General features: G+C 68.1%; 23 protein-coding genes and 1 pseudogene. 20 read left to right on the forward strand and 4 right to left on the reverse strand.

Annotation, left to right across the window (positions count from 1 at the left end):
* On the forward strand, nt 1–771 hold a 771-nt coding region (locus ACLF3G_RS25790; protein WP_430672272.1), incomplete at its 5' end, for a tetratricopeptide repeat protein.
* Between the two features lie 470 nt (nt 772–1,241).
* On the opposite strand, the gene ACLF3G_RS25795 is transcribed toward ACLF3G_RS25790, so the two are convergent.
* On the reverse strand, nt 1,242–1,886 hold the full coding sequence (locus ACLF3G_RS25795; RefSeq protein ID WP_430672273.1) for a hypothetical protein: 645 nt from the start codon (nt 1,884–1,886) through the stop codon (nt 1,242–1,244).
* Nucleotides 1,883–2,401, reverse strand: coding sequence for a hypothetical protein (locus tag ACLF3G_RS25800; RefSeq protein ID WP_430672274.1), 519 nt, complete (start codon nt 2,399–2,401; stop codon nt 1,883–1,885). Before ACLF3G_RS25800 ends, ACLF3G_RS25795 begins: the two co-directional genes overlap by 4 nt.
* A gap of 612 nt (nt 2,402–3,013) precedes the next feature.
* Here ACLF3G_RS25800 and ACLF3G_RS25805 point away from each other — a divergent pair.
* Nucleotides 3,014–4,054: an AraC family transcriptional regulator gene (locus ACLF3G_RS25805; RefSeq protein WP_430672275.1), complete on the forward strand. Its 1,041-nt coding sequence runs from the start codon at nt 3,014–3,016 to the stop codon at nt 4,052–4,054.
* A gap of 536 nt (nt 4,055–4,590) precedes the next feature.
* Complete coding sequence (locus ACLF3G_RS25810; RefSeq protein WP_430672276.1) at nt 4,591–5,451, forward strand: helix-turn-helix domain-containing protein; 861 nt, start codon at nt 4,591–4,593, stop codon at nt 5,449–5,451.
* A gap of 333 nt (nt 5,452–5,784) precedes the next feature.
* Here the strand turns inward: ACLF3G_RS25810 and ACLF3G_RS25815 are convergent.
* Nucleotides 5,785–6,874, reverse strand: a pseudogene (locus tag ACLF3G_RS25815) (IS3 family transposase).
* 832 nt (nt 6,875–7,706) lie between these two features.
* On the opposite strand from ACLF3G_RS25815, the gene ACLF3G_RS25820 reads away from it, so the two are divergent.
* The 13 genes from ACLF3G_RS25820 to ACLF3G_RS25880 all read left to right on the forward strand — a co-directional run bounded on the left by ACLF3G_RS25820 (nt 7,707) and on the right by ACLF3G_RS25880 (nt 21,178).
* Complete coding sequence (locus ACLF3G_RS25820) at nt 7,707–8,909, forward strand: MFS transporter (protein ID WP_430672277.1); 1,203 nt, start codon at nt 7,707–7,709, stop codon at nt 8,907–8,909.
* Between the two features lie 119 nt (nt 8,910–9,028).
* Nucleotides 9,029–10,726, forward strand: coding sequence for an efflux RND transporter periplasmic adaptor subunit (locus ACLF3G_RS25825; protein WP_430672278.1), 1,698 nt, complete (start codon nt 9,029–9,031; stop codon nt 10,724–10,726).
* Between the two features lie 2 nt (nt 10,727–10,728).
* The gene (locus ACLF3G_RS25830; protein WP_430672279.1) at nt 10,729–13,842 is read left to right on the forward strand and encodes an efflux RND transporter permease subunit; all 3,114 of its coding nucleotides are present in this window, start codon (nt 10,729–10,731) and stop codon (nt 13,840–13,842) included.
* An 18-nt stretch (nt 13,843–13,860) separates the two neighbouring features.
* Nucleotides 13,861–14,256 (forward strand): hypothetical protein, encoded by a 396-nt coding sequence (locus tag ACLF3G_RS25835; protein ID WP_430672280.1) that lies wholly within the window; start codon nt 13,861–13,863, stop codon nt 14,254–14,256.
* A gap of 10 nt (nt 14,257–14,266) precedes the next feature.
* Nucleotides 14,267–14,818, forward strand: a complete 552-nt coding sequence (locus ACLF3G_RS25840; RefSeq protein WP_430672281.1) for a hypothetical protein — start codon at nt 14,267–14,269, stop codon at nt 14,816–14,818.
* Nucleotides 14,781–15,566 carry a response regulator transcription factor gene (locus ACLF3G_RS25845; protein WP_430672282.1) on the forward strand — a complete coding sequence of 262 codons (786 nt, stop codon included), beginning with the start codon at nt 14,781–14,783 and terminating at the stop codon, nt 15,564–15,566. Before ACLF3G_RS25840 ends, ACLF3G_RS25845 begins: the two co-directional genes overlap by 38 nt.
* Nucleotides 15,563–16,912, forward strand: coding sequence for an ATP-binding protein (locus ACLF3G_RS25850; protein WP_430672283.1), 1,350 nt, complete (start codon nt 15,563–15,565; stop codon nt 16,910–16,912). The genes ACLF3G_RS25845 and ACLF3G_RS25850 overlap by 4 nt, the downstream gene beginning before the upstream one ends.
* A gap of 134 nt (nt 16,913–17,046) precedes the next feature.
* Complete coding sequence (locus tag ACLF3G_RS25855; protein WP_430672284.1) at nt 17,047–17,379, forward strand: DUF411 domain-containing protein; 333 nt, start codon at nt 17,047–17,049, stop codon at nt 17,377–17,379.
* A gap of 99 nt (nt 17,380–17,478) precedes the next feature.
* The gene (locus tag ACLF3G_RS25860; protein ID WP_430672285.1) at nt 17,479–17,682 is read left to right on the forward strand and encodes a heavy-metal-associated domain-containing protein; all 204 of its coding nucleotides are present in this window, start codon (nt 17,479–17,481) and stop codon (nt 17,680–17,682) included.
* A 206-nt stretch (nt 17,683–17,888) separates the two neighbouring features.
* Entirely contained in the window at nt 17,889–18,296 is a 408-nt protein-coding gene (copM, locus tag ACLF3G_RS25865) for a CopM family metallochaperone (protein ID WP_430672323.1), read from the forward strand.
* A 1-nt stretch (nt 18,297) separates the two neighbouring features.
* Nucleotides 18,298–18,489, forward strand: coding sequence for a hypothetical protein (locus tag ACLF3G_RS25870; RefSeq protein WP_430672327.1), 192 nt, complete (start codon nt 18,298–18,300; stop codon nt 18,487–18,489).
* Nucleotides 18,468–18,890: a DUF2933 domain-containing protein gene (locus tag ACLF3G_RS25875; protein ID WP_430672324.1), complete on the forward strand. Its 423-nt coding sequence runs from the start codon at nt 18,468–18,470 to the stop codon at nt 18,888–18,890. Before ACLF3G_RS25870 ends, ACLF3G_RS25875 begins: the two co-directional genes overlap by 22 nt.
* The gene (locus ACLF3G_RS25880) at nt 18,809–21,178 is read left to right on the forward strand and encodes a heavy metal translocating P-type ATPase (protein ID WP_430672286.1); all 2,370 of its coding nucleotides are present in this window, start codon (nt 18,809–18,811) and stop codon (nt 21,176–21,178) included. Before ACLF3G_RS25875 ends, ACLF3G_RS25880 begins: the two co-directional genes overlap by 82 nt.
* A 159-nt stretch (nt 21,179–21,337) precedes the next feature.
* Here ACLF3G_RS25880 and ACLF3G_RS25885 read toward each other — a convergent pair whose 3' ends face one another.
* On the reverse strand, nt 21,338–21,673 hold the full coding sequence (locus ACLF3G_RS25885; protein WP_430672287.1) for a hypothetical protein: 336 nt from the start codon (nt 21,671–21,673) through the stop codon (nt 21,338–21,340).
* 262 nt (nt 21,674–21,935) lie between these two features.
* Between ACLF3G_RS25885 and ACLF3G_RS25890 the strand changes: the two genes are divergently transcribed.
* The 4 genes from ACLF3G_RS25890 to ACLF3G_RS25905 all read left to right on the forward strand — a co-directional run bounded on the left by ACLF3G_RS25890 (nt 21,936) and on the right by ACLF3G_RS25905 (nt 24,727).
* Complete coding sequence (locus ACLF3G_RS25890; RefSeq protein ID WP_430672288.1) at nt 21,936–22,919, forward strand: Bug family tripartite tricarboxylate transporter substrate binding protein; 984 nt, start codon at nt 21,936–21,938, stop codon at nt 22,917–22,919.
* 316 nt (nt 22,920–23,235) lie between these two features.
* A complete protein-coding gene (locus tag ACLF3G_RS25895) occupies nt 23,236–24,030 on the forward strand; it encodes a DUF3489 domain-containing protein (protein WP_430672289.1) in 795 nt (264 codons plus the stop codon).
* Nucleotides 24,030–24,377, forward strand: coding sequence for a recombinase family protein (locus ACLF3G_RS25900; RefSeq protein ID WP_430672290.1), 348 nt, complete (start codon nt 24,030–24,032; stop codon nt 24,375–24,377). Before ACLF3G_RS25895 ends, ACLF3G_RS25900 begins: the two co-directional genes overlap by 1 nt.
* Nucleotides 24,377–24,727 (forward strand): recombinase family protein, encoded by a 351-nt coding sequence (locus tag ACLF3G_RS25905; RefSeq protein WP_430672291.1) that lies wholly within the window; start codon nt 24,377–24,379, stop codon nt 24,725–24,727. The genes ACLF3G_RS25900 and ACLF3G_RS25905 overlap by 1 nt, the downstream gene beginning before the upstream one ends.
* Nucleotides 24,728–25,054 lie beyond the last annotated feature (327 nt).

Genomic DNA, 25,054 nt, shown 5'->3' on the forward strand with positions numbered 1-25,054 from the left:
ATTGAGGCCGACCCTGGCGACGCCTGGTGCCAGTTCCAGGTGTCGAATGTGCTGCTGGCGGCCGGCGACCTCGATGGGGCCGACCAGGCGGCGCAGGAGGCGATCCGGCTGGCGCGGGTGCCGTCCGTGCATTTCTACCGCCGCCGTGCCGAGATTGAGGCCCGCCGGCGCAACTACACGGCCGGTCTGGAGTTCCTCGACCAGGCGCTGGTGATCGATCCGAAGGATCCTTGGGTCCTGCTGGAACTGTCGTCGCAGCGCATGGCCCAAGGCGACCTGAACGGCGCCGAGGAGGCCGTGACGAAAGCCCTGGCAGGACCGCTCACCAACCCCGTGCATTTCCTGCGCCGGCAGTCCGAGATTGCGTTCCGCCGCAACGACACCGCGGCCGCAACCGACTGGCTCAATCAGGCGATGGTCGCCGACCCGAACGACCCGTGGTGCCGGATGGAGGCTGCGAACCAGCTGATGCTCCAGGGTTCCAACGAGGAGGCGCTGGCCAAGGTCCAGGAGGCAATGGCCCTGCGGCCGGAGCCTTCGCCGGTGTTCCTGCGCCGCGCCGCTGAAATCGAAATCCGCCGCGGCAACTTCGACATGGCGCGCGACTACCTGACGCAGGCCATGGCGGCCGCGCCCGAGGACCCGCAACCTTGGATGGACCTGTCCAACCTGCTGACTGGCCGCGGCGACCTGACCGGGGCCCAGGCGGCCGCGGAAAAGGCCATGGAGCTGACCACCGAGGCGCGCGAGCGCATGCTGTCCGCGGCGTAGGACAAGGCTCCGGCGTTCCGTCCCGGCACCGGCAGGTGCTTCTGCCGGCACGCCAAGGTGGCTGCACTCCGCGGACTCGTGCAGCACCGGGCGATCTTGGGGATGGGCCGACCAGAAGGCAGGATCCTTGGCGGCGTCGGTTGCGTGCTGCCCATTGCAACGCAACCGGCTCCGCCATCACTGCGGAGGACCTGCGAGGCGCTGTCATGCCGCACCGCGCAAGAATCGTTCAACAACGCCATGTCCAACACGCCCACCGCATCTGCCCGCAAGGCCGAGGCCAAAATCCGGACATGGATCAGGTCCGAGTGGCAGCTTTGCCCCGAACCGGGTGAGTTCTCGGCAGCGCTCAACGCGGTGGACCATCTGCGACGTCGCATCCGGGCGGCGGCGTGGATGGCGGCCACAGCGACGTTCCTGGCGATGATCGTCGTGGCCCTTCGGCACGGTGTTGTCGCCTTCCACCTGGATCAACCGAACCACCGGAGGCGCAGCATTCCCGCCGCCATCCCAACAAGCACCGCCGCCGACACCAGGCAGGCAAGCCGGTAGCGGCGCCGCATCAACTGCCGCACGGCGGGCCGCGCGAACAACGCGGCGAGGAGTCCGTTGCCGACCAGCGCCAGCAGCGGCACCAGGGCCAGGACCATGGGCATCGCCTGTCCGGCGCCCACGGCGCCAAGGAACTGCGCTGTGAAGAAGGTGGCGGTGGCGGGATTGCAGGCGGCGACGAAGAGCCCGGTCACGAAGGCGAGCGCACCGTCGCGTGCGGACGGGGCTGCCGCACCCGGGCCGTCGCAGACTGCCGGTGCTGGTGCCAGCGCCACCCGGATCGCCACCAGCAACAGAAGCAGCGCGGCGATCTTTCGCCCCGCATCCTCCCATCCGGAGTCGTGGCCCAGGAGGTCGAAAGCCAGGGCCAGGGCCACGGCCAGCGCACCCGCGCCCGCGGCGATGCCCAGGCACAGCGGCAGCGCGCCCTGGAAACCGCGGAGTGACGCGATCGAGCCGATGGCGAACATGTTCGGCCCCGGCGCCGCGATCAAGGCAAGGTATCCAAGCGCGAAGCCGACCAGCGCAGCAGCCGGGCCGAGCGTGACATCCCCCTGGATCATCGCCCGCCCCCCTGCGGACCGGTCCATGCCAGCAGCGGCGACCCGGCCATGCCAAGCGCCGCGATGAGGGCGAGCGGCAGCGCCTGCCCGGCGAGACTGGCTACGCCGTGGACAGGCAATGGCGGTCGCCACCGAAACGCGACGGCAAGCGCGAAGCGCCCGGTGATGGCGCCGAGCCCAAGAAGGGCGAGCAGCGCGAGCGCGTCCTGCCGCGCCAGCCCGATGTCCAGCGCCGTCGCCACCAGCAGCACGTGCGCCAGCACCCGCGCACCGAAGCCGTCGGCCAGCTGGCCTGTCAGCGTGCTGACGACGAAGCAACTGCTTCCGCTCAGCACGCAGATGATCATGGCCGAGGTGCGGGAGGAGCCAAGGATAGCAGCCATCTCCTCGGTGAAGGCAGCATGGGATTGGATCGCGCCATGACCGGCGATCAGCACGACGATGCTGCCGGTCACGGCCGGGCGGACCTGCAAGCCGGCAGGTTGCGCCCCGCGCCGCACCGATGCCGGCGGCATCGACGCCAGATCGTGGGCGGCGGGCGCCGGCCGCTTGCTGAGAGGGTGGGTCAGGACGCCACCTGCCGCGGCTTCGCCGAGCCGCGTCCTGCCAGGCCAGCCGGCGCAGGCAGCGCAATCAGGCAATGGCCACGGCATGGCAAGGCGACGGGGTGGGCGGCATGCATATGCGTTTCCGGCGCCGCGATCGGCGCAGCGCATGCACATCGGAAGCCCGCCAGCGCCGCAGCGGGGCTGGGCGCCCTGCCTGGCGGCATCACGGCCGAAACCCGCTCCACGTTGGTGCGCGACAGCGGCAGCACTCCGGCAGGGCACTGCGATGGCCATCAGCGGCAGGGCAGCGCCACGCGGGGCTGGACCTGTGGGGCTGGCCTGCGTTGGCCGATGGGTTGCGGGCTGCGCGGAAGTAAGGGTTCAGGCCCAGTTCGCTCATGGCTGGCGTGCTCCGGAGACCACCCCTGATTGCATGCCCCGGACACGCGGATGAGGCCCGACTCAGCGACGGCATCGGCTTTCCCGCCGGAATTGTCCTGCCGATGCCGAAACTGTCCAGGATGGGCGTGAGCCAGGGCTGGCGCGCGTGCATGGTTGCGCCTTACGAGGGAGCCAGCCATGCCCCTGACCGCACTGCCGACGCACTTCGACAGGCTCACGACGTTCAGCGTCGTTCGTACGAACGACCCGGCGGAGCTTGATGGCCGTTCGCGCGTCAGCAATCGTCTTGCTGGATCAGGCCGTGCCTACCGGTATCAGCTTCGCGACCGTTCGCTCTGGCGCATGCGCTTCAACGAGCCGATCTTCAGCCTCGCGACACGCAGCGCCGGTGCGATCGTCGCGAGCCACGGTGGAAGCCGCTTCGCGACGGAGGTGTCGATCGAGGGCGATGGCGACTTCTTCTGCTTCGCCACGCTTCTCCACGGCGACGTGACGCTGATCGGGCAGGGGCAAGCGGCAACCGGCACCGCATCGCGCGGCCTCGTCTTCCGTCCCGGCCAGGACACGCGCCTGGTGACCAGCGACGACAGCCTGCGCACCAATGTCTTCATCAAGGTCGCGGAGGTCGAGCAGGCGCTGGAACACATGCTCGACGCCCGCCTTCGCAAGCCCCTCGAGTTCCGGCCCAGCCTGGCCTGGAGCGATGGGCTCGCGGGAAGTCTAAAGTTCCAACTCGATCTGGTGATGCGAGAATTTGAGCGGCCCGACGGCATCGCCGACAACGTCGTCGCCCTCGCCTCGACGACCGACCTCCTCGTCGCGCTGATCCTGCGCGGCGCACCGCACAGCCATTCCGAGCATTTGCATCTTGGCGCTGATGGCGCTGCGCCCGCCTATGTCCAGCGTGCCGAGGAGTTCATGCGCGTGCACGGCGCCGAGCCGCTGCGTATACCCGACATAGCGGCCGCGGCAGGATGCAGCGTACGGACCCTGGGCGCCGTGTTCAAGCGGTTCCGCGGCCGCACGCCGCTGGCGGCGTTGCACGCCATTCGGCTGGAACAGGTGCATGCCGAACTGTGTCGCGACGCGGCCGATACCCAGGTCGGGGCCGTCGCGCGCCGATACGGTTTCACCAACGCGTCCCGGTTCGCCAGTGCATTTCGTCGCCGCTTCGGCGAAACGCCACTGGACGCAATGCGCCGCGCTTCCAGGGCATGATCCGCTGCGCTTCGGCGGACTGCCAAAACGGGTTGCGAGCCAGGAAATGCAGGATGGCGCAGATTCCGCGGTCGATCGAGAGGGTCCGGCGCCGGATCGGAGGGCACGGAAGACCCACCAGCAGCCGCACCTGGCATGCACTGGCTGTGCGCTTCGTATCGTAGGGGATCACCACCGGCTAGGATCGTATTACAGGTCGACAAACATGGTCGCCTTTGCACGGAGGGTGACGGATTCGGTGACTCGAATCAGGCCCGTCGCAGTGTTCGTACGGTCCAATCCCGCGGTTCAATGAGCAGGTCTGTATTTTCAAGTTTCCGAAGGGCCAGCATTCACGCACAATCAGTGTTCATTCGTTTTGGATCGCTGCCATGCTGCTTTCCGCGCTTCCCCCCCATGCTGCCTCGCGGACCATGTTTCACACCACTCACGTCAGCGATCCGGCCGAGCTTGATCATCGGTCCAGGGTGAGCAGTCGCCTTCCGGGCTCGAGCCGGCACCTCCGGTACGAACTCCGGGACCGCGCTCTGCTGCGAATGCAGTTTGGCGAGCCCATCTTTGGCGTGGCCATCCGCTCCGCGGGGGCCATCATGGCCAGCTACGGTGAGAGTTGCTTCGAGACAGCCGTCTCCGTCGAGGGGGAGGACGATGAGTTCTTCGGCTTCCGGATGCCGTCGAAGGGCACACTGACGCTGATCCGGCGCGGTGATCGCACGACGGTGACCGCATCCGGCGGGCTCGTCTACCGGCTTGGCCCCGACACGCGTCTGGTGACCAGCGACGAGAGCGTCCGAACCAATGTCTTCGTCAAGGCCACGCAAATCGAGGGGGCGCTGGAGCAGATGCTGGACAGGCGCCTGCGCCAGCCCATCGAGTTCCGCGCTTCGGTGGGATGGGATGGCGGCCTGGCGGTCAGCCTCAAGGCGCAGCTCGACTTCGTCGTCCACGAGTTTGGGCGGCTGGACGGCGTGGCCGGGAACCCGATCGCGCTTGCCGCAACCACCGACCACCTGCTGGCGCTGATCCTGCGCGCCGTGCCGCACAACTACACGGACCAGTTGGACGTCGGACAGGGAGCGGCGGTGTCCGCCTATGTCCGGCGCGCGGAGGACTTCATGCGCGAGCGCGCTGCCCATCCGGTTCGCATCGCCGAGGTCGCAGCGGCAGCGGGATGCAGCGTGCGAACGCTGAACGCAGCATTCAGGAAGTTCCGGGGGCTGACGCCGCTTGCCGTGCTGCACGGGTTTCGCCTGGAGGCAGCCCACGCGGAGCTGAGCCGCCACAGGGGCGCCGTGCCTGTCGGGCTGGTCGCAAATCGATACGGCTTTACCAATTCCGCCCGTTTCGCTGCGGCATTCCGCCGCCGGTTTGGCAAAGCGCCGGCCGATTTTGGCTGAGCGACATTGAGCCGATAGGGGACTCGCGCTCGTTGCTCGCCTCGGCGCGGTCACGCGTCCCGGCATGTGGTGGTACGGTTCATGAGCGCTGCGGCTTGATCGCCCGGGCCTTGCAGATGAACTTCTCAGCTTTAATGCCGCGGAGGCAACTGAGCCTGCAGCCGAAGTTGTAGGCCGCGGCGAAGTCGCTGGCGTGCGTTGGAGTTGCTCGCCAATACCGGCACGGCACATCCGCTGGGCGCCGATGACCTGCCTCCGATCGGGGGCCACGGACTATGAGAGACTTGGCCCGTGTTGTGGCCTGGGGCCGGCTAGCCCTGCCGGAGCGGCAGCCTAGGCGGGGCCAGACGGCCAGGGCAACACCGCTTCCGGCGCCGGCGGCCGGTAGCCCAGCGCGCTGTGCGGCCTGACCGTGTTGTAGTGCCGTCGCCAACGCTCGATCAGCACCTCCGCCTCTCGCAAGGAATAGAAGATTTCCCTGTCCAGCAGCTCATCCCGCAGCTTGCCGTTAAATGACTCGTTGTAGCCGTTCTCCCAGGGGCTGCCGGGCTCGATGAACAGCGTCGTCACACCGACGCGGCCGAGCCAACCGCGCACCACCTTCGCCACGAACTCCGGCCCGTTGTCAGAGCGGATGTGCCCAGGCGGTCCGCGCTCGACAGACAGATCCGTCAGCACCTGCAGCACGCCGCCTGACGTCAGTCGCCGCGCCACCACGATCACCAGGCACCCACGCGTGTACTCGTCGATCACCGTCAGCATGCGGAACCGCCGGCCGTCATGCCTCCGGTCCTGCACGAAGTCATACGCCCAGACATGTCCCGGCCAGCACGGCCGCAGCCGAACGCAGGACCCGTCGTTCAACCATAGCCGGCCCCGCTTCGGCTGCCGCCGCGGCACCTTCAGCCCCTCGCGCCGCCAGATGCGCTCCACGCGCTTGGCGTTCACCCGCCAGCCCTCCGCCCGCAGCAGCGCGGTGATCCGGCGGTAGCCGTAGCGGCCATACTACGCCGCCAACGACACTACCGCATCAGTCAGCGCGGTCTCGTCGGATCGCACATCCGAACCTTGCGCTGCGTCAAGCGTGGCTGGCCCAGCGTGCGGCAGGCCCGACGCTCCGATACCCCGAGCGCCGACTGCACATGCCGCACGCCAGCACGCCAGCGCTCGGGGCCTAGAAGTTTCCCTCCGCAGCTTCTTTCAGGATCTGCTTGTCGAGCGTCAGCTCCGCTACCGCACGCTTCAGCCGCGCGTTCTCGCGCTCAAGGTCCTTCAGTCGCCGCGCCTAATCCACGTTCAGGCCGCCGTACTCAGATCGCCAGCGATAGAAGCTCGCCTCCGACACCCCAAGCCCGCGACAGATCTCGCCCATCGGCCGGCCCTGCGCCAGTTCCACCTCCGCCTGCCGCAACAGCCTGATGATCTGCTCCTCCGTACCTGGGCATTCCTGCCTCCTTCCAAGAAGGCCAACTCTCTCATCACAGGTGGATCCCGGTCAGGGGGAAAGGTCAGGCTGGTGCATGCCGAGCTTGAGGGCGAGGAGAAAGTTGAGCGGTACCACCCCCATCAGTGAGAAGGCACAACACTGCAGCAGGTTCCGCCAGGAACGATTCGCGATCAAGGGTTTAAGCTTGTTGGGTAAATCGCCCAACCCTCAAGGTCCGGAGAGTCTCCGGCATTGCGGAGAGATAGCAAGCCCTCGTTCCGAATTCGCACCATCAAGGTGGCGGCCGGAAACCGCAGAAAACCTGCGCCTTAGCGCGATGGCCTGATCAGGAGAGACAGGTTGTGATGAGGCCGAATGGAGCAGCGGTAGGAACCGGAATCCAACCTGCTCTGGTGTTCGTGAGACGCATCTCGTCGGCCGACAACATTTGCCTGCGGTGACGCAACTCGACCTTGACCCTGAATTTCGTGCTGCGCATCATCTCCGTGAGGGGGTCATCCGCGATCGCCCCGTGCGGCTTGGCCCAAGAATCGCGTCCAAGCTCCCGCGCTTCGCGCATCAGGAGGGGACGCATTGTGCCAAGTCCCGAAGCCATAACATTTGCGCAACTCAAGCGACTGGCCGGGACACCCTGTTTACGCGACGGCGTTCGCGCTGGCGCAAAGCGCGTGGAGGTGGACCCGTGGGATGATACCGCGCTCTGCTTCGGCTTAGGCAAATCGTCGAAGCGCATCGCCGCCACGGCGCTCGGCATGTTGTGGCCCACCGCGCCATGACCCCGTTTCCGGAGCACGAAGCCAGACCCGCCATGCGCCGCATTCTTTGGGCGCGCGGCTTCCGCGATTTTGGTGACGGCCTGGTCGCCGTGTTGCTGCCGGCCTGGTTCTTGGCGCTGGGCTATGGCGCGGCGGAGATCGGCGCGGTTTCGACCGTGGCGCTACTCGGATCGGCGCTGATGACGCTGGGGGTGGGTCTGCTCGGAGCGCGGGCTGATCCGCGCGTGCTGTTGCTGCTCGCAGCCGGGCTGATGACAGCGACGGGCCTGGGCTTCGTCTTCGCGACCGGCCTCGGCGTGCTGATGGTCATTGCCCTGGTCGGCACCATCAACCCCTCGGCGGGCAGCGTGAGCATCTTCGCGCCGCTGGAGCAGACGATGCTGACGCGAGCAGCACAGGACGGCACGCGCACCGCCGTCTTCGCACGCTACAGCTTCGTGGGATCCTTCGCCGCTGCCGGCGGCGCCCTGTCCGCAGGCGGGGCGGATGGTCTCAAGGCGCTTGGCCTGGGTGAGCCAGCGGCATTCCGTTCCGCCTTCCTGCTCTACGCCGTGCTCGGCCTTGCCTGTTGGTTAGCCTATCGGGCGCTGCCGCGCCTGGCGCCCGAGGCGCGGCAGGCCGCCCATGCACCGCTCGGCCCTTCGCGAGGTATCGTGCTGCGGCTCGCGGCCCTGTTCAGCGTGGACAGCTTCGCTGGCGGCCTTGCCGTTCAGGCGCTGCTGGCGCTGTGGCTCTTCGAGCGCTTCGACCTCTCGCTGGCCCAGGCGGGCCTATTCTTCTTCTGGGCGGGGGTGCTGTCGGCCTTCTCATTCCCGGTGGCGGCATGGCTCGCCGGGCGGATCGGGCTGATCAACACCATGGTCTTCACCCACATCCCGTCCAGCCTTTGCCTGATCGCGGCTATGTTCGCGCCTGGCGTGGAGTGGGCGCTGGGGCTTCTGCTGCTCCGCTCGGCGCTGTCGCAGATGGATGTGCCGACGCGGACCTCCTACGTCATGGCCGTGGTAACGCCGGCAGAGCGCACCGCTGCGGCCAGTTTCACGGCCGTGCCGCGCAGCTTGGCGGCGGCGGTGGGCCCGGCGATGGCCGGAGCGATCTTCGCGGCCGGCTGGCAGGCGACGCCCTTCATCATCTGTGGCGTGCTCAAAATCGCCTATGATTTCGCACTGCTCTGGGCCTTCCGGCACATTCGCCCACCGGAGGAGCAGGCGAGAACTGCTGGGGGTGTCCGATAGGCAGGGCTCCCCAGGTCAGGCCCTTACCGTTGCAATGTTTTGTCGTAATCGGGCAACGCCCACGACGCCCTGCGCCGCCAGATTGAAGTGGTCGTGGTTCGGACTCAGGGGGCGCGCGCGTGCTGATTCGTATCTTGTTGCTCTTCGCGCTGCTGGTCGCACCGGGCCTTCGCCCTACCTTGAGCCACGAAGGCCATGCGCACGGCGACGAACCCGCGCCGCCGGCCGCCGCCGCACCGCGCGCCGAAGCGCACTCCGACCTGTTCGAGATCGTGGCGGTGCTGGGACCGGATCGACGCCTCTGGCTTTACCTCGACCGGCACGCAACGTCGGAGCCAATCGACGGCGCCACGGTGCAAGTCACTGTTGATGGCGAGGCCATCGGAACGGCCACCCGCGCGAGCGAGGCGGTGTATGGCCTCGCGGCTCCGGCGTTGGAGCGTCCTGGCCAGCGGAACCTGATCTTCACCATCACCGCCGGCGAAGATATGGACCTGCTGCCGGCCACGCTTGTGATTCCCCCGGTGGCCGCCGCTGCGACAGCGGCATCGGGTTCGGCAGATTTACTCGCGATCGCGTTGCGCGAGCCTTACTTCTGGGCGGCGGGGCTGTCCCTGCTGCTGCTTGGTGCCGCCATCGGCCGTGCCGCCGCACCTCGACCACTTCCGCCGCTCGTCGTCGTTGAGCCGCCCTCAATCGCCACGCGCCCCCATGCCTTGCCCTCCGCCGCGCCGATGCCTGAGCGCGTGGCTGCCGCGCCGGCCGTGGTGGTGCTATTGGGGATCCTGCTCGTGCCGATGCTTGCCGGCGCGCAGCCGATGGACGCGCCCCGGCGGCAACCCGATGGCAGCGTCTTCGTGCCGAAACCCTCGCAACGCCTGTTGGGACTGCGCACTGGCCCCGCCGAGCTTGGCGAGGCTTCCATTGCCATCACCCTCACCGGACAAGTCGTAGCGGACCCCAACGCCTCCGGCCGCGTCCAGGCCTCCGAAGCCGGCCGTATCGAGCCCCCGGAAGGAGGCTTCCCGGTGCTTGGGCAGCGCGTGGCGCGCGGCGAGATTCTGGGCTTCGTCGTGCCCATCATGGCGGCCCGGGATCGGGTAGGCGTGCGCTCCAACATCGCCGAGCTCGACGCCCTCATCGTGATCGGTGAGGCACGGGTCCGCCGCCTCACCGCGCTGACCGGCACCGTCTCCGCGCGCGAGATCAGCGACGCCCGTGCCGAATTGGAAGGGCTGCGCCAGCGCCGCGCCGCGAACCTGCCGGCGGTGACAGGACGGGAGCCGATTGTGGCCCCCTCCGCCGGCCTGATTAGCGTGGTGCGCGTCGCCGCCGGCCAGGTGATCCAGGCGCAGGAGCCGCTGTTCGACATTGTCGATCCCGCCCGGCTTTGGGTCGAGGCCATCACCTTCGACCCGGCCGCCGTCGCCGAGGTTTCGGCCGCTTCGGCCGTCACGGCAAGCGGCCAGGCGCTGCGGGTTGGCTTCGTGGGCCGCGGCATGACGCTCCGCCAGCAGGGTCTGCCCCTACATTTCCGCATTGAGGGCGGCGCGACGGGCCTCGCTGTGGGGCAGCCCGTGACCGTGCTGGTGGAGACCCCGCGCCGCACCCCAGGCATCGTGCTGCCTGCCGAAGCTGTGGTGCGCAACCCCGAGGGGGGCCAGGTGGTCTATGAGATGCCGAGCGCAGAGCGCTTCCTGCCGCGACCTGTGCGGGTCCAGCCCCTCGACGGCCAGCGTGTGCTGGTCACCGCGGGGCTGGAGCGTGGGGCGCGGGTGGTGACCAGTGGCGCAGGACTGATCGCGCAGGTCCGCTAGCCGTGTTCAACATCCTCGTCACCGCCAGCCTGCGGAACCGGATCTTCGTGTTGGTCGCGGCGGCGATCCTCGTGGTCTATGGCGCCTTCACGCTGCAGCGCCTGCCGGTCGATGTCTTCCCCGACCTCAACAAGCCCGTCATCACCCTGATGACGGAGGCCGAGGGCCTGGCGCCGGAGGAGGTGGAGCTTCTCGTCTCCTATCCTATCGAGACGGCGATGAACGGTATGCCAGGTGTGACGCGCGTCCGCTCCGTGTCCGGTGTCGGGCTCTCCATCGTGTTCGTCGAGTTCGATTGGGGTACAGACATCTGGGTGAACCGCCAGCAGGTGGCGGAGCGCCTCTCGCTGGTGCGGGCGCAGCTGCCGGCGAATGTCGCGCCCCAAATGGCGCCGATCTCCTCCATCATGGGCGAGATCATGCTGGTGGCGATGTCGACCGATGGCCGCGCCAGCCCGATGGAGCTACGGGAGCTGGCGGATTGGGTGGTGCGGCCGCGGCTACTGACCATCCCCGGCATTTCGCAGGTGATCCCGATCGGCGGCGAGGTGCGGCAGTATCGCGTGACACCGGATGTCGCGCGGATGCATGCACTGGACGTGACCGAGGCGCAGGTGGTCGCTGCCCTTCGGCAGTTCGGCGGGAACACCGGGGGCGGCTACGTGGATCAGGCTGGGCGGGAGTACCTGATCCGCAACATCGGCCGCACCACGCGGCTGGCCGACTTGGCCAATACGCCAGTGGCCGTGCGGGCTGGCCAGCCAATCCCGCTGCGCCAGGTCGCCACGATCGATTACGCCGCGCGCCTCAAGCGGGGCGAAGCCGGCAGCATGGGCCGGCCGGCTGTGATCCTGTCGATCCAGAAGCAGCCCGCAGCCGACACGGTGGCACTGACGCGGCAGGTCGAGGCGGCACTTGCAGAGTTGCAGCGCGCCATGCCGCCGGGCGTCACCGCCAACAACGTGCAGTTCCGCCAAGCCGATTTCATCGCCGCGTCGATCGGAAATGTGGAGAAGGTACTGCTGGAGGCGGTGGCGGTGGTAGCCGTGGTGCTGTTCCTCTTCCTGCTGAACGGACGCACCACCTTCATCTCACTCACCGCGATTCCGCTGTCGGTACTGATCACGGTCGTGGTTTTCCAGCTGCTCGGCCTTTCGATCAACACCATGACGCTGGGCGGCCTTGCCATCGCCATCGGCGAGCTGGTCGATGACGCGGTGGTGGATGTGGAGAACGTCTTCCGCCGCCTACGTGAAAATCGAGCGCGGCCGGACCCGCTCCCCGCTATCGTCGTGGTCGCGAAGGCGAGCCAGGAAGTCCGCTCAGGTATCGTCTATGCGACGATGATCGTGATCCTGGTCTTCGTGCCGCTGTTCGCGTTGACCGGCATCGAGGGCCGCTTGTTCGCGCCGCTCGGCATCGCCTACATCGTCTCGATCCTGGCGAGCCTCATCGTCTCCATCACCGTCACCCCCGTGCTCTGTTACTACCTGTTGCCGCGCATGAAACGGATGGACCACGGCGACAGCGCGCTGGTGCGCGTGCTCAAGCGCTGGAATGAGCGTGCGCTGCTGTGGGCCTTTGCCCGCACGCGTCTGGTGTATCTGATGGCAGGCGTTGGCGTGGCGGGCGCACTGGGGACCGTGCCCCTCCTGCCGCGCTCCTTCCTGCCGCCCTTCAACGAGGGCACTCTGACCATCAGCCTGCAATTCCAGCCGGGCATCAGCCTGGCTGAAGCCAACCGGCTCGGCCGCGAGGCCGAATTGCTGATCATGCAGGTGCCGGAGGTCCGCACCGTGGGCCGCCGCACCGGCCGCGCCGAGCTGGATGAACATGCCGAGGGTGTGCATTCCTCGGAGATCGACGTCTCGCTCCACACATCCCAGCGCGGCAAGCAGGCGATCTCGGCCGATATCCGCGCGCGCCTCAGTGTGCTGCCCGGCAGTGCCAATGTCGGCCAGCCGATCGGGCACCGCCTGGACCACATGCTTTCCGGCGTGCGCGCCGAAATTGCGCTCAAGATTTCCGGCGACGACCTGGACACCCTTCGCGCCCTGGCCGAAGGGATGCAGCAGCGCCTGGCCGCCATCCCCGGCCTGACGGATCTGCAGGTGGAGCGCCAGGTGCGTGTGCCGCAGCTTCAGGTGGCGGTGAATCATGAGCGGGCGGCGCTGTATGGCGTCTCCGCCGCCTCGGTGGCCGAAGCCCTGCAATCCCTGTCGGGCGGCCAGGTCGTCAGCCAGGTCGTGGACGGCGCGCGGCGCTTCGACGTTGTGCTGCGCCTCGGCGATGCCGACCGCACCGGCGCCGGACTTGCCGCCGTGATGATCGAGACGCCGGGCGGGCGCGTGCCGCTGTCCCTGTTGGCGGAGCTGCGCGACACCGATGGCCCAAACCAGATCCTGCGGGAGAATGGCCGCCGCCGCATCGTGGTGCTGGCCAACACCGATGGCAGCGACATGGCTGCGATCGTGGCGCGCATCCGGACCGAGATGGAGCCGGCAACCTTGCCGCCCGGCTATTTCTTCACGCTGGAAGGCACCTTCCAGGCGCAGGAGGAGACGGCACGGCTGATCGCGGGCCTCTCGCTCGTATCCTTGGCGCTGATCTTCATGGTGCTCTACAGCCGCTACAAGTCGGCGGTACTGGCGCTGATCATCATGGGCAATGTGCCGCTCGCGCTGGTGGGCGGCATCGCGGCGCTGTGGATCGCCGGCCAGCCGCTCTCCGTCGCTTCGATGATCGGCTTCATCACACTGGCCGGCATCGCATCGCGCAACGGCATCCTGAAAGTCAGCCACTATCTGAACCTGGCCTTGCTGGAAGGCGAGCGTTGGGGGCTGGCGTTGGTGATCCGCGGCAGCCTAGAACGCCTGACGCCAGTGCTGATGACCGCGCTCTCGGCCGGTTTCGCGCTCATCCCCCTGATGATCGGCGCGAGCGCGCCGGGCAAGGAGATCCTGCACCCCGTCGCCGTGACCATCTTCGGCGGGCTGATCACCGCGACGCTGCTCGACACCTTCCTGACGCCGCTGCTGTTCCATCGCTTCGGTCGCCCGGCCCTGGAGCGCCTGCGCGTCGTGCAGCAGGAGCTGAAGGTGGCCGAGGCCTATTGATCCATGAGGAGCCCGACCATGATTACACGCCGCCTGCTGCTCGCCAGCCTGACCCTCGCCCTCTTGGGCGCCCCCTTCGCCGCGCGCGCGCATGAGCCGCGGCGTGGCCCGAATGGCGGGCAGAAGGTGGATATCGGAACCAACCATGCCGAACTGCTGGCGGCAGGGAACATGCTGCGGCTGTTCCTCTTCGACGGCGCCGACCGGCCGATCCCAGCCACAGGAGCGACGGCGCAGGTGGTGATTCTTGCAGGCGGGCGCCAGGCCACCGTGGCACTCGCGCCCTCCGGCGATAACGTGCTGGCCGGCACCGGCGACTTCCTGGCCGCGCGCGGCATCCGCGCGGTTGTCACGCTGACGCTCCCCGGCCAACGTCCCGTTCAGGCGCGCTTCACGCCCATGGACCAGAACTGAGGAGACCCCGATGCGCAGGATACTGATGGCCTTGGCCCTGCTCGTCGCGGGCCCGGCCTGGGCCAATACACCCTCGCCCCATGCCGGCATGACGGACCGCCCGATCCGCGCGCTGTCGGAGGAGCAGCAGGCCGATCTGCTGGCCGGTCGCGGCATGGGCTTGGCGCTGGCCGCCGAGCTCAATGGCTGGCCTGGCCCGGCCCATGTCATGAAACTGGCTGGTGCGGTGCAGCTCACACCCAGGCAGCTCGCGGCCACGCAGCGCCTCACAGCGGAGATGCAAACCGCGGCAAGTGCGCTTGGCGCCCGCGTGATCGAGGTGGAGCGCGCCCTCGATATCGCCTTCCGCGACCGCAGTGTCACACCATCCGACCTTTCGGCGCGCACGGCCCGCATCGCGGTCCTGCCGGGCGAGATCCGGGACGTGCATCTGCGCACGCATCTGGCGCAGGTGGCGTTGCTGACCGCCGGGCAGATCGCGGCCTATTCGCGCTTGCGAGGCTATGCCGGCAACGCGCCGCAGCATGGCGGCCCGATGCCGGACGGCCACCGGCATCATTGACGTGACGCCACCCGACGGCCTGCCGCAGGAAGCCCATATCCTCGTCGTCGAGGATGATGGGGAGATGCGCACGCTGATCGCCAAATTCCTGCGCCAGAACGGCTTTCGCGTCACCGGCGCGCGTGACGGCCGCGAGATGTGGGAGGTGCTGGCCGGCGCGCCGGTCGATCTCGTGCTGCTCGATGTGATGCTGCCCGGCGCCTCCGGCCTCGATCTGTGCCGGGCGCTGCGTGCCAAGTCGGGTGTGCCGATCATCATGGTGACGGCGCGCGGCGAGGAGACCGATCGCGTCCTCGGGCTAGAACTCGGCGCCGACGACTACATCCCGAAACCCTTCGGCCGCGCCGAGTTGCTGGCCCGGGTGCGCGCGCTGCTGCGGCGCTCGCGCGGCGAGGCGGGTGAGCCGATGGCGGGCCAGGCGGGCGAGCGCATCCTCTTCGCCGGCTGGAGCCTGGACACGCGGCGCCGCGAACTCAGTGCGCCCGATGGCACGGCGGTGGATCTTTCGGGCGGCGAGTACGACCTGCTGCTGGCCTTCTGCGAACATGCGCAGCGCGTGCTGAACCGCGACCAACTCCTCGATCTCGCCCGCAACCGTATGGCCTTCAACGGCACCGAACGCTCAGTCGATGTCATGGTCAGCCGGCTTCGGCGCAAGCTGGAGCCGACCGACGAGAGCCCTTCCATCATCAAGACGGTGCGTGGCGCTGGCTACATGCTGGTCCCTCCCGTGAAGCGCGGGGCATGAAACAGCTGCGCCGCCCGCTGCCGGACACGTTAGGCGGGCGCATCGTTCTTGTGCTGCTGGTCGGTTTGATGGCCTTCCATCTCGGCAGCTTATGGCTGCACCAGATCGGCACCGAAGCGGTACTTGGCACCACGCGGGAAGCGCAACTCGCAGAGCGCTTGGTGGCAGCCAAGCGCGCGGTCGCCGAACTGCCGACCGAGGAACGTGACCGAACCGCGCATGCGCTCTCCACCGCGAGCCTCGACATGCACTGGACTCGCGCGGCGACCGTGCAACCGATGCAGGCCAGCAGCGCCCGTATCGAGGCGTTGCGCAGCCGGCTCGGCGAGCTGGTGCCGGAATTCGACATCACAGGCCTGCGGCTCGGCTATGGCGAGGATGGCGTGGCGGGGCACCAGCTGCTAGGCGCGCTGCCGCTGCCGGATGGCAGCTGGCTCAATTTCTCCGCCGCCTTGTTCCGCCCGCCTGCGCCGGAGCACGCCACGCTGCTCTCCACCACGGCCATGGGAGTCGGGATCCTACTGCTCGGGCTGCTTGTGGTACGACTGATCGGGCGGCCCTTGCGGGCGCTCTCCGATGCGGCGGATCGCTTTGGCGGCCCGGGCTCCGTGGTGCCCGTGCCCGAGGAGGGTCCACGCGAGGTGCGCCACGCCGCGCAGGCCTTCAACCGCATGCAGGGCCGTATCGACCGCCTGATCGCCGACCGCACCCAGGCCTTGGCTGCGGTCAGTCATGATCTGCGCACGCCGATCGCGCGGCTGCGACTGCGGGCCGGCTTTGTCGAGGATGGCGAGGCGGCGCGTGCCATCGATGCCGACCTCGACGAGATGGAGGCCATGATCGATTCGACGCTGGCCTATCTGCGTGGCGAGACCGAGAGCGAGCCCCGCAAGCCGGCCGATCTTGTCGCGATGATCGAGACGTTATGCGATGCGGCCGCCGACGCGGGCGCGGACGTTGTCTACGCCGGCCCTTCGCAGGCCAAGTTGGTCTGCAGCCCGGTGGCGCTGAAACGTGCCTTCTCGAATCTGATTGATAACGCCGTGAAATATGGGGGCGGCGCGCGGGTCAGCCTCGACGACCAGGGGGATGAACTGCTGGTGCGGATCGAGGATGACGGTCCGGGCATTCCGGAGGCTGACATGGAGGCAGTGTTCGAGCCATTCCGGCGTCTCGAGACGTCTCGCAATCGCGGCACGGGCGGGAGCGGGCTGGGTCTTACCATCGCGCTACGCGCCGTCGAACAGCTCGGCGGTACGTTGCAGTTGAGCAGCAAACCAGGCGGCGGACTGCAAGCCTTGGTCTACCTGCCGAGGCCACAGAACGGAGGGAGCATATCGCGATGATGGTTCGACGGAATTTTCTGATGGCAGGCTTGGCTGCGATGACTCTGCCCACGAGGGCTTGGGCGGAGGGACTTCCACGCCTACAGGTTTGGCGTGACGCAGATTGTGAATGCTGTGTCGGGTGGGTGCACCACATGCGGGCGGCCGGCTTTCCGATCGAAGACAATGTCGTGCGCTCGGTTGCGGCTGCGCGACGCCTGCTCGGCACGCCGCCTGATCTGCTGTCCTGCCATGCGGGCCTTGTCGGAGGCTATGCGCTTGAGGGTCATGTTCCGGCAGCGGCGGTGACACGTCTGCTGGCGGAGCGACCTGCTGGAATCCGCGGGCTCGCAGTGCCGGGCATGCCGGTGGGCTCGCCGGGTATGGAGGTCCCTGGTCAGGCGCCTGACAGCTATGACGTCCTGGCCTTCGATGCCCGCGGTGGTCGCTCGGTGTTCATGCGCTTCCGCGGCGGCACGCCGACGTAAGGCGGCCCCGGAGCCAATAACGGCCGCTGTGAAGCCCTTGACCCTCCCATAGGGGGAATCACCACCTCCTTGGTCACACAAACCCATGAGGAGGGCGTGATGCATCGCTTTCGGATCGCGAACATGAACTGCGGCGGCTGCGCGAAGGGCGTTACGGCGTCACTCCGCCAGGCCGATCCGCACGCGGAGATCGACATCAAGCTGGACATGAGGGAAGCGGCCGTGACGTCGGCCTTGGACGCCGCGCGCCTGGAGCAGGTGCTGCGCGATGGCGGTTGGCAGGTCGAGCGTATCTCAGCCTGATCCCGCGCTGACATCCTTTGTCATGACGGCGTGACCCTACCGAAATGCTGGGGAGTCGCTGTTGGTGGAGTCAAACCATAGGAACTCAGCACATGACCCGCATCGCTCGCTCACTTGCCCTTGCTGCCAGTATCGCAAGCGTCTCCGCGGCAGGCTTCGCCCTCGCCCAGGGCACCGCGCCACAACCGCAGCCGGCGCAGTCCGGCATGATGGGCCAGATGCCCGGCATGCAGCAGCACATGCAGCAGATGCAGCAGCGGATGATGCCTGGCGCGCAGGCACCTGGGGCTGGTGCTGCACAGCCGCCGGCGGCAGCTGACCCGCATCAACATGGCGCAGCGGCTCCTGCGACTGGGGCGCAATCCCCCTCGACCGCCGCCTTCATGGCCGCGAACGAGAAGATGCATCGCGACATGGCCATCACCTATACGGGCGATGCGGATCGCGATTTTGCCGCCTCCATGATCCCCCACCATGAGGGCGCGATCGCTATGGCGCGGGTCGAGCTTGCGCATGGTCGTGACCCGGAGATGCGCCGTTTGGCCGAAGCCGTGATCCGCGAGCAGGAGCGTGAGATCGCCGAACTCCGCGCCTTCCTTTCACAGCCGCGCTGATATGGTCGACGAGACCAACCTGGGCTCGCCGGCGAAGCATCTCAAGCCAGGCAGTCGGCCAGTTTGGTGGCGCACACGCGCGGGAAGCGCCGTGATCGGCTTCGCGCTGATCGCGGCCTTCTACGTGCTACGGAATATTCAGGGCACGCGTTCGGAGCGCTTCCCCATCTCATCCTCCTCGCCTGCCCGCTGATGCACCTGTACATGCACCACGGGCACGGCCACGGCGAAGGCGGGCAGAACGCTGGTTCAGATCCTGGCACTGGCCGAACCAAGGATGGGGGGGGCGTCACGATGGTCGCAACCCTGATTGGCGTTGGCTACACGACGTTCAGCGATTGGCTGAATGTCGATCTGCGTCAATCCTGGACCTACACCGCCGCCATGCCGCGCCTTCCCCCGTGGGGAACCGGGCTCGCGCCTTTCCTCCAGTGGCCGCTGTTGCCGCCACTGGCGATGCTGGCAGCGCAGGCCGCCTGCGCGAGCTTTCGAGCGCTGAGGAGTAGACGGACATGGAACATCACAGCGCCCACACAGCCCACGGCAACCACGATCCTGAGCTTGACGGGACTGCGGCGGCAACGGGCACCGTGAAGGATCCGGTCTGCGGCATGACGGTTGACCCGGCAAAGACGGCTCACCACGCCGATCATGCGGGGCATGCCTACCATTTCTGCTCAGCCGGTTGCCGCACCAAGTTCGTCGCCGAACCGGTCAAGTATCTGCAGGCGCGTGCGCCTTTGCGCGCTGAGGCGGTGGCGCCAGGCACCATCTACACCTGTCCGATGCACCCTCAGATCCGGCAGCCTAGCCCGGGCAGTTGCCCGATCTGCGGCATGGCACTCGAACCTGAAACCCCCTCGGCCGAGACGGGACCAAATCCGGAGCTGGTGGATTTCACCTGGCGCTTCTGGATCGGCCTTGTGCTCACCATCCCGGTCTTCCTGCTGGAGATGGGCGGTCACTTGACGGGCATGATGCACCTCTTCGGCGGCCCGCGCGTCGGCAACTGGCTACAACTGGCGCTGGCGACGCCCGTGGTGCTCTGGGCGGGCTGGCCATTCTTTGTTCGGGGCTGGCAGAGCCTGGTAAACCGCAGCCTCAACATGTTCACCCTGATCGCGCTCGGCACTGGCGTCGCCTGGGTGTTCAGCGTCGTGGCCACCCTCGCACCCGGCATCTTCCCCGCGGCCTTTCGCGCGGCCGATGGCTCGGTGGCGGTGTATTTCGAGGCCGCTGCAGTGATTGTTGTGCTGGTGCTGCTCGGGCAGGTGCTCGAATTGCGGGCACGGGAACAGACTGGCGGCGCCATCCGTGCGCTGCTCGACCTCGTGCCAGCGCAGGCGCGCCGGTTGCGCGATGATGGTTCGGATGAGGAAGTGCCGCTGGCCGCCGTCGTGGTTGGCGATCGGCTGCGTGTTCGTCCTGGTGACAAAGTACCGCTCGACGGCGCGGTTCTGGAGGGAGCCTCCAACGTCGATGAGAGCTTGGTGACGGGTGAGGCAGTGCCGGTTACCAAAACGGTGGGTGATCAGGTGGTGGGCGGCACGCTGAACGGCCAGGGCAGCTTCGTCATGCGTGCCGATCGCGTCGGCCAGGACACGGTGCTGGCGCAGATCGTCCGCATGGTGGCGGGCGCGCAGCGTTCCCGCGCGCCGATCCAGCGCCTGGCCGATAAGGTCAGCGGCTGGTTCGTGCCCGCCGTCGTGGGCATCGCGCTGGTCGCCTTCGCAGTCTGGGCGGTGTGGGGGCCAGAGCCGCGTCTCGCCTTCGCGCTGGTCGCCGCGGTGACGGTGCTGATCATCGCCTGCCCGTGTGCGCTGGGGCTGGCGACGCCGATGTCCATCATGGTCGGCGTGGGTCGAGGCGCGCAGGCGGGGGTGCTGATCAAGAACGCCGAGGCGCTTGAGCGCATGGAGCGGATCGACACGCTTGTCGTCGACAAAACCGGCACGCTCACCCAGGGGCGGCCGGACGTCGTGGCTGTGATCCCGGCAGCAGGCGTGGCCGAGGAGGAGGTGTTACGCCTCGCTGCGGGGTTGGAACGGCCGAGCCAGCATCCCCTCGCCGAAGCCGTTGTGCGGGCCGCGGAAAAGCGCGGGATCGTCGTGCCGTCAGTCGAGGGTTTCGATGCCCCTATCGGTCGCGGCGTGACCGGCACGGTCGAGGGAAGCCAGGTCGCGGTAGGCAACGCCCGGCTGATGGATGAGACCAAGGTGGATGTCGGCGCCCTATCGGCAGAGGCCGAGCGTCTTCGCAGTGATGGCGCCACGGTCTTCTTCGTGGCGGTGGATGGCCGCGCCTTTGGGATTGTCGCCGTGGCCGATCCGGTGAAAGAGACGACGGCGGCTGCCCTCGCAAGTCTTGCGAAGGAGGGCGTGCGGGTGGTGATGCTGACTGGCGATAACCGCACGACGGCCGAGGCCGTAGCGCGTCGCCTCAGCATTACAGAGGTCGAGGCGGAGGTCTTACCCGAGGACAAGCAGCGCATCATCGAAAAGCTGAAGGCCGAGGGGCGCCGCGTTGCCATGGCCGGCGATGGCGTGAACGACGCGCCGGCACTGGCGGCAGCCGAGGTTGGCATCGCCATGGGCACCGGCACGGCCGTGGCGATCGAGAGCGCGGGAATCACGCTGCTCGGCGGGGATCTGATGGGCATCGTGCGGGCGCGGCGGCTGTCGGAGGCTGTGATGGGCAATATCCGGCAGAACCTGTTCTTTGCCTTCGCCTACAATGCGGCCGGCGTACCGATCGCAGCGGGCGTGCTGTATCCGATGTTCGGCATCCTTTTGTCGCCCATCATCGCGGCGGCGGCCATGGCGCTGTCGTCGGTGAGCGTGGTCGGGAATGCACTTCGGCTGCGAACAACGCGGTTGGATTGACCTAGTCAGAGCGCATTGACGGTTCTGCGATGCGCCTCAAGGCACCCGTCGCTTGGCAACCCCAACAGACAGCGTGGCTGCCGCCAGGTCGAACGTCGCCGCGGAGATGTTCCGCGCCATCACCCGCACCGTGTTGTTCGACCACACCGCGGCATCAAGCTAGATGAAGCGCGCCGACGACACCAGTGGCGCCTCTGCCAGGTCTCCCGCCCGTGCTCCGTTCACCGTGACGTCGAGCAGTGCCGTCGCCCCCGGCGCCGGGCTCGACAGGTCCCGGGAGACCTCCGCCGCGAACTCCCGCCGCCCTGAGCCGAACAGCGCTCCCGTCAGCAACGGCGTGCCATTCAGTACGGCCGGCGCGGCCTCCGGCAGCCCGTAGAGCCAGAGCGATTGCAGGTCGATCGGCTCGTCGAACCCGGTCACGCCCACCTGCGCATAGGCCACGGACGCACCGACGCGGATCGTCTGCCGCCGATTGAAATTGGCATCATCCATCGGCGCGCCGGCATTCCAGCCCTTCGCCGGTCCGTTCCCCTGCATGGTTGTAATTGAGGCGAGGACATCACCTACGATGCGCTGCAAGCTGAACAGGCTCGAACAGCCACTTTACGTGCGGGAGAGGCCGGGCGACGGGGGGAAGGTGCCGATTCGTTAGCAAGGTGTCGCATTGCGGGCGTTTTGGGTATCGTGCGCTGGCTAATATGGCGCCCCGGCCAAGGCAGGCCGGGCAGCGCTGAACGACAGGGAGACGTCTTCGATGCCTTCACGCCGGCAAACCCTTGCTCTTGGCCTCGCGGGACTATGCGCGCCCGCCATCCTGTCCTCTGGCGCGCTGGCGCAGGCCTGGCGCCCGAGCCGGTCGGTGCGGCTGATCGTGCCCTTCGCGCCCGGCGGGTCGAACGACATCGTAGCGCGCATCATCGCCGAGCCGGTGGGCCAGATCCTAGGCCAGAGCGTGGTGATCGAGAATCGCTCGGGCGCCGGCAGCGTCATCGGCAGCGAGGCGGCGGCACGCTCGCCTGCGGATGGGTACACGCTGCTGATCAACAGCGCGCATGCCACCGTGCCGGCGATCGTCGCCCGCATGCCCTACAACGCGGTGACGGATTTCGAAGGCGTGGCGGTGGCCGGCTTCTCGCCGCACACGCTGGTGGTCAATCCAGGTGTCCAGGCGCGGACCGCGGCGGAGCTGGTGGCGCTGCTGCGGGCTAATCCGGGCCGCTACAACTTCGCCACGGCCGGCATCGGATCGGGCGTGCACCTGGCGGGGCTGGTGCTACTCAGCCGGATGAACATCCAGGCCGAGATGGTGCATTACCGGGGCGGCGGACCGGGCGTGGCCGCACTGGTCTCAGGCGAGGCGCAGTTCGGAACGCCGACGATGGCGTCCTCGCTCGGGCAGATCCGCGGCAACGGAGTGCGGGTTCTGGCGGTACTCTCGGAGCAGCGCAGCCCGGCCCTGCCGGACACGCCCTCCGCCACCGAGGCTGGTATTCCGGGCGTGGTGCATGAGGAATTTTTCCCGATCACGACGCCGAAGAATACGCCGCCGGAGATCGTCGCCGCCCTCGGCGCCGCCTTCCGCCAGGGGATCCAGCAGAGCGCCGCGCGGCTGAACGAGCTCGCTGGCGTGACGCCGCGCGAGGGCTTCGACACCTCGGCAAAGGTAATGGACCTCGTGCGCGAGGGGGTCGAGAGCTACACGCGCATCCTGCGCGCGGCAGGCGTGCAGGCGGAATAGTAAGGCGAACGCCTGCGGCGCGACGGTGGTTCGGCCGCCGCGCCGTGCTGTTTCTTTGGGGCTCAGTTCCACTGCAGGATTGTGCCAGAGGCCAGCACATCACCGGCGATGTTCGCGCGGACATTCCCGGGCCTGACGGCAATCTGCGAGAACAGCCGCTCGCGAAGCCGGCTGCGAGCAATGGCCTCTTCGATGCCGCGCGAATGGTCGCAGAAGGCGCTTGGCTTTGCTCGCGCTCAGAGCGAAGCGTTGCTCACGCCCGACCGGGTTCTGCCCGGCGGGGCGCCTGGTGGTAGGGGCCAATCCTCGACGCCCGATGCCGGAGACCACCACCATGACGCTGTCCGACACCCAGTCCCAGATTCTGCTCGAGGCAGCGCAGCACGAGGCGGGGATCGCGCCGCTCCCGAAGATTCCCGCGGCCGCTCGCAACGCCGTGTTCCGCAGCATGCTGAAGACTGGGCTGCTGGAGGAGCTGACGGCGCCGGCTGAGCATGTCGGGCGCGGCTGGCGCCGGGACGAGACGGGTGCCTGGATCGCGCTCCAGATCACCGACGGCTTGACAGCCATCGACCTGGAGCCCCGCCAGGCGGGCCAGCAGGCCGTTGTGGCGCCCGCGGCCGTTGACGTGGCGCAACAGGGCGCCGAGGCACCCGGCAGCGCGGACAGCCCGCCTCAGGCCCACCGGGCCGCACCCTTGCCCCAGCATGCGAGCCCCAGCCGTGCGACCTTGCGCGACGCTGCCGCGGCAGTGCTTTCGGCCTGGAACGCCTCCCAGCCGCTCGACGCCGCGCTGGCCTCCCTTCGCGCCATCCTCGTCGGCCGGCCGCCCCGCGCGCCACGAGCAGCCAACACATCCCGCAGCCCGCGCGAGGGCACCAAGCAGGCGGCGGTGCTGGCGCTGCTGCGCCGGCCGGAAGGCGCGACGGTGGCCCAGGTGGTCGAGGCGACCGGCTGGGCGCCGCACACCGTCCGCGGCTTCTTCGCCGGCCTCCGGACCCGGCACGGCATCGAGGTGACGGTGCAGGAGCGGGTGCGTCAGGTCGGCCCGAACAAGACCGGCGTTAAGGGTAGCGACAGCGTCTACCATGTCGCGGCGGTGCCGGCCTGATGCGCGCCACGCAGTACAGCGTCCTGCGCCTGGCGGTCGGCCTCTACCGGGTCTCGACTGCCGAGCAGGGACAGAGCGGGCTGGGCCTGGAGGCGCAGCAGGCCAGCGTGCGGACCTTCGTGGCGGTGCAGGGGTGGACGCTGGTGGCGGAGTTTTCCGACATCGCCAGCGGCAAGAATGACCGCCGGCCGGGCTTCCAGGCGGCGCTGGCGCGGTGTCGGCAGCTGGGGGACGTGCTGGTGGCGGCGCGGCTCGACCGGATCACCAGATGGGCGCACACGCTGTCGCAGTTGCTGGAGGACGGCACAGCCATTCGCGCGGCGGACATTCCAGGGGCGATGAGCTGATGCTGCGGATCTACGCGGCGATGGCGCAGAAGGAGCGGGAACTGATCAGCGAGCGGACCACGGCTGCGCTGGCGGCCGCCAAGGCGCGTGGGGCGGTGTTGGGCGGCGACAGGGGCTACCGGCCCGCAGCAGGGCCGGACAGCGCCGCAGCGGCCTATGCGCGTCGTGAGGCCGCGATCCGGGCAGCCTATCGGCTGGTGCTCGAGGTGGAGCACCTACGTGCCCGGGGTGTCGCGGGGCAGGCGGCGTTGGCGCGGGCGCTGAATGAGCGGGGCGTGCCGACGCCCCACGGCACAGGAGCCTGGACGCACACAACCGTCGCGCGGGTAATGGCAAGAGCTATCGCATGAGGCGCGCCAGCATAACGCCAGCACCGGTGTGTTATTTTGGCGAGCGCCCGTGCGGCTTGGCACCGCCTAGCCCATCCAAAGGATCATCGTCTGACGGCGGAACAGCCGTGATCCTGCCGCCCCGCGCGTGGAACTCCGCAATCAGGCGTGCTGCCTGTTCCTCAGTCGGCTTCCCGCCTGCCGCCTTGGCACGGGCAACCTGAGCTGCAATGGCCTGCGACTGACGAAAACGCTCCCGAGATGCATCTGCTCGCGCCGAGGCTACTGGCGCAGCATTCCTCGTCTCGGCGCCTGAGGGCTCATTGCTGCTGTCGCTGCCGGTGGAGT

The organism is Falsiroseomonas sp. HC035, assembly GCF_050563525.1.
In the GTDB taxonomy this organism is placed as follows: domain Bacteria; phylum Pseudomonadota; class Alphaproteobacteria; order Acetobacterales; family Acetobacteraceae; genus Falsiroseomonas.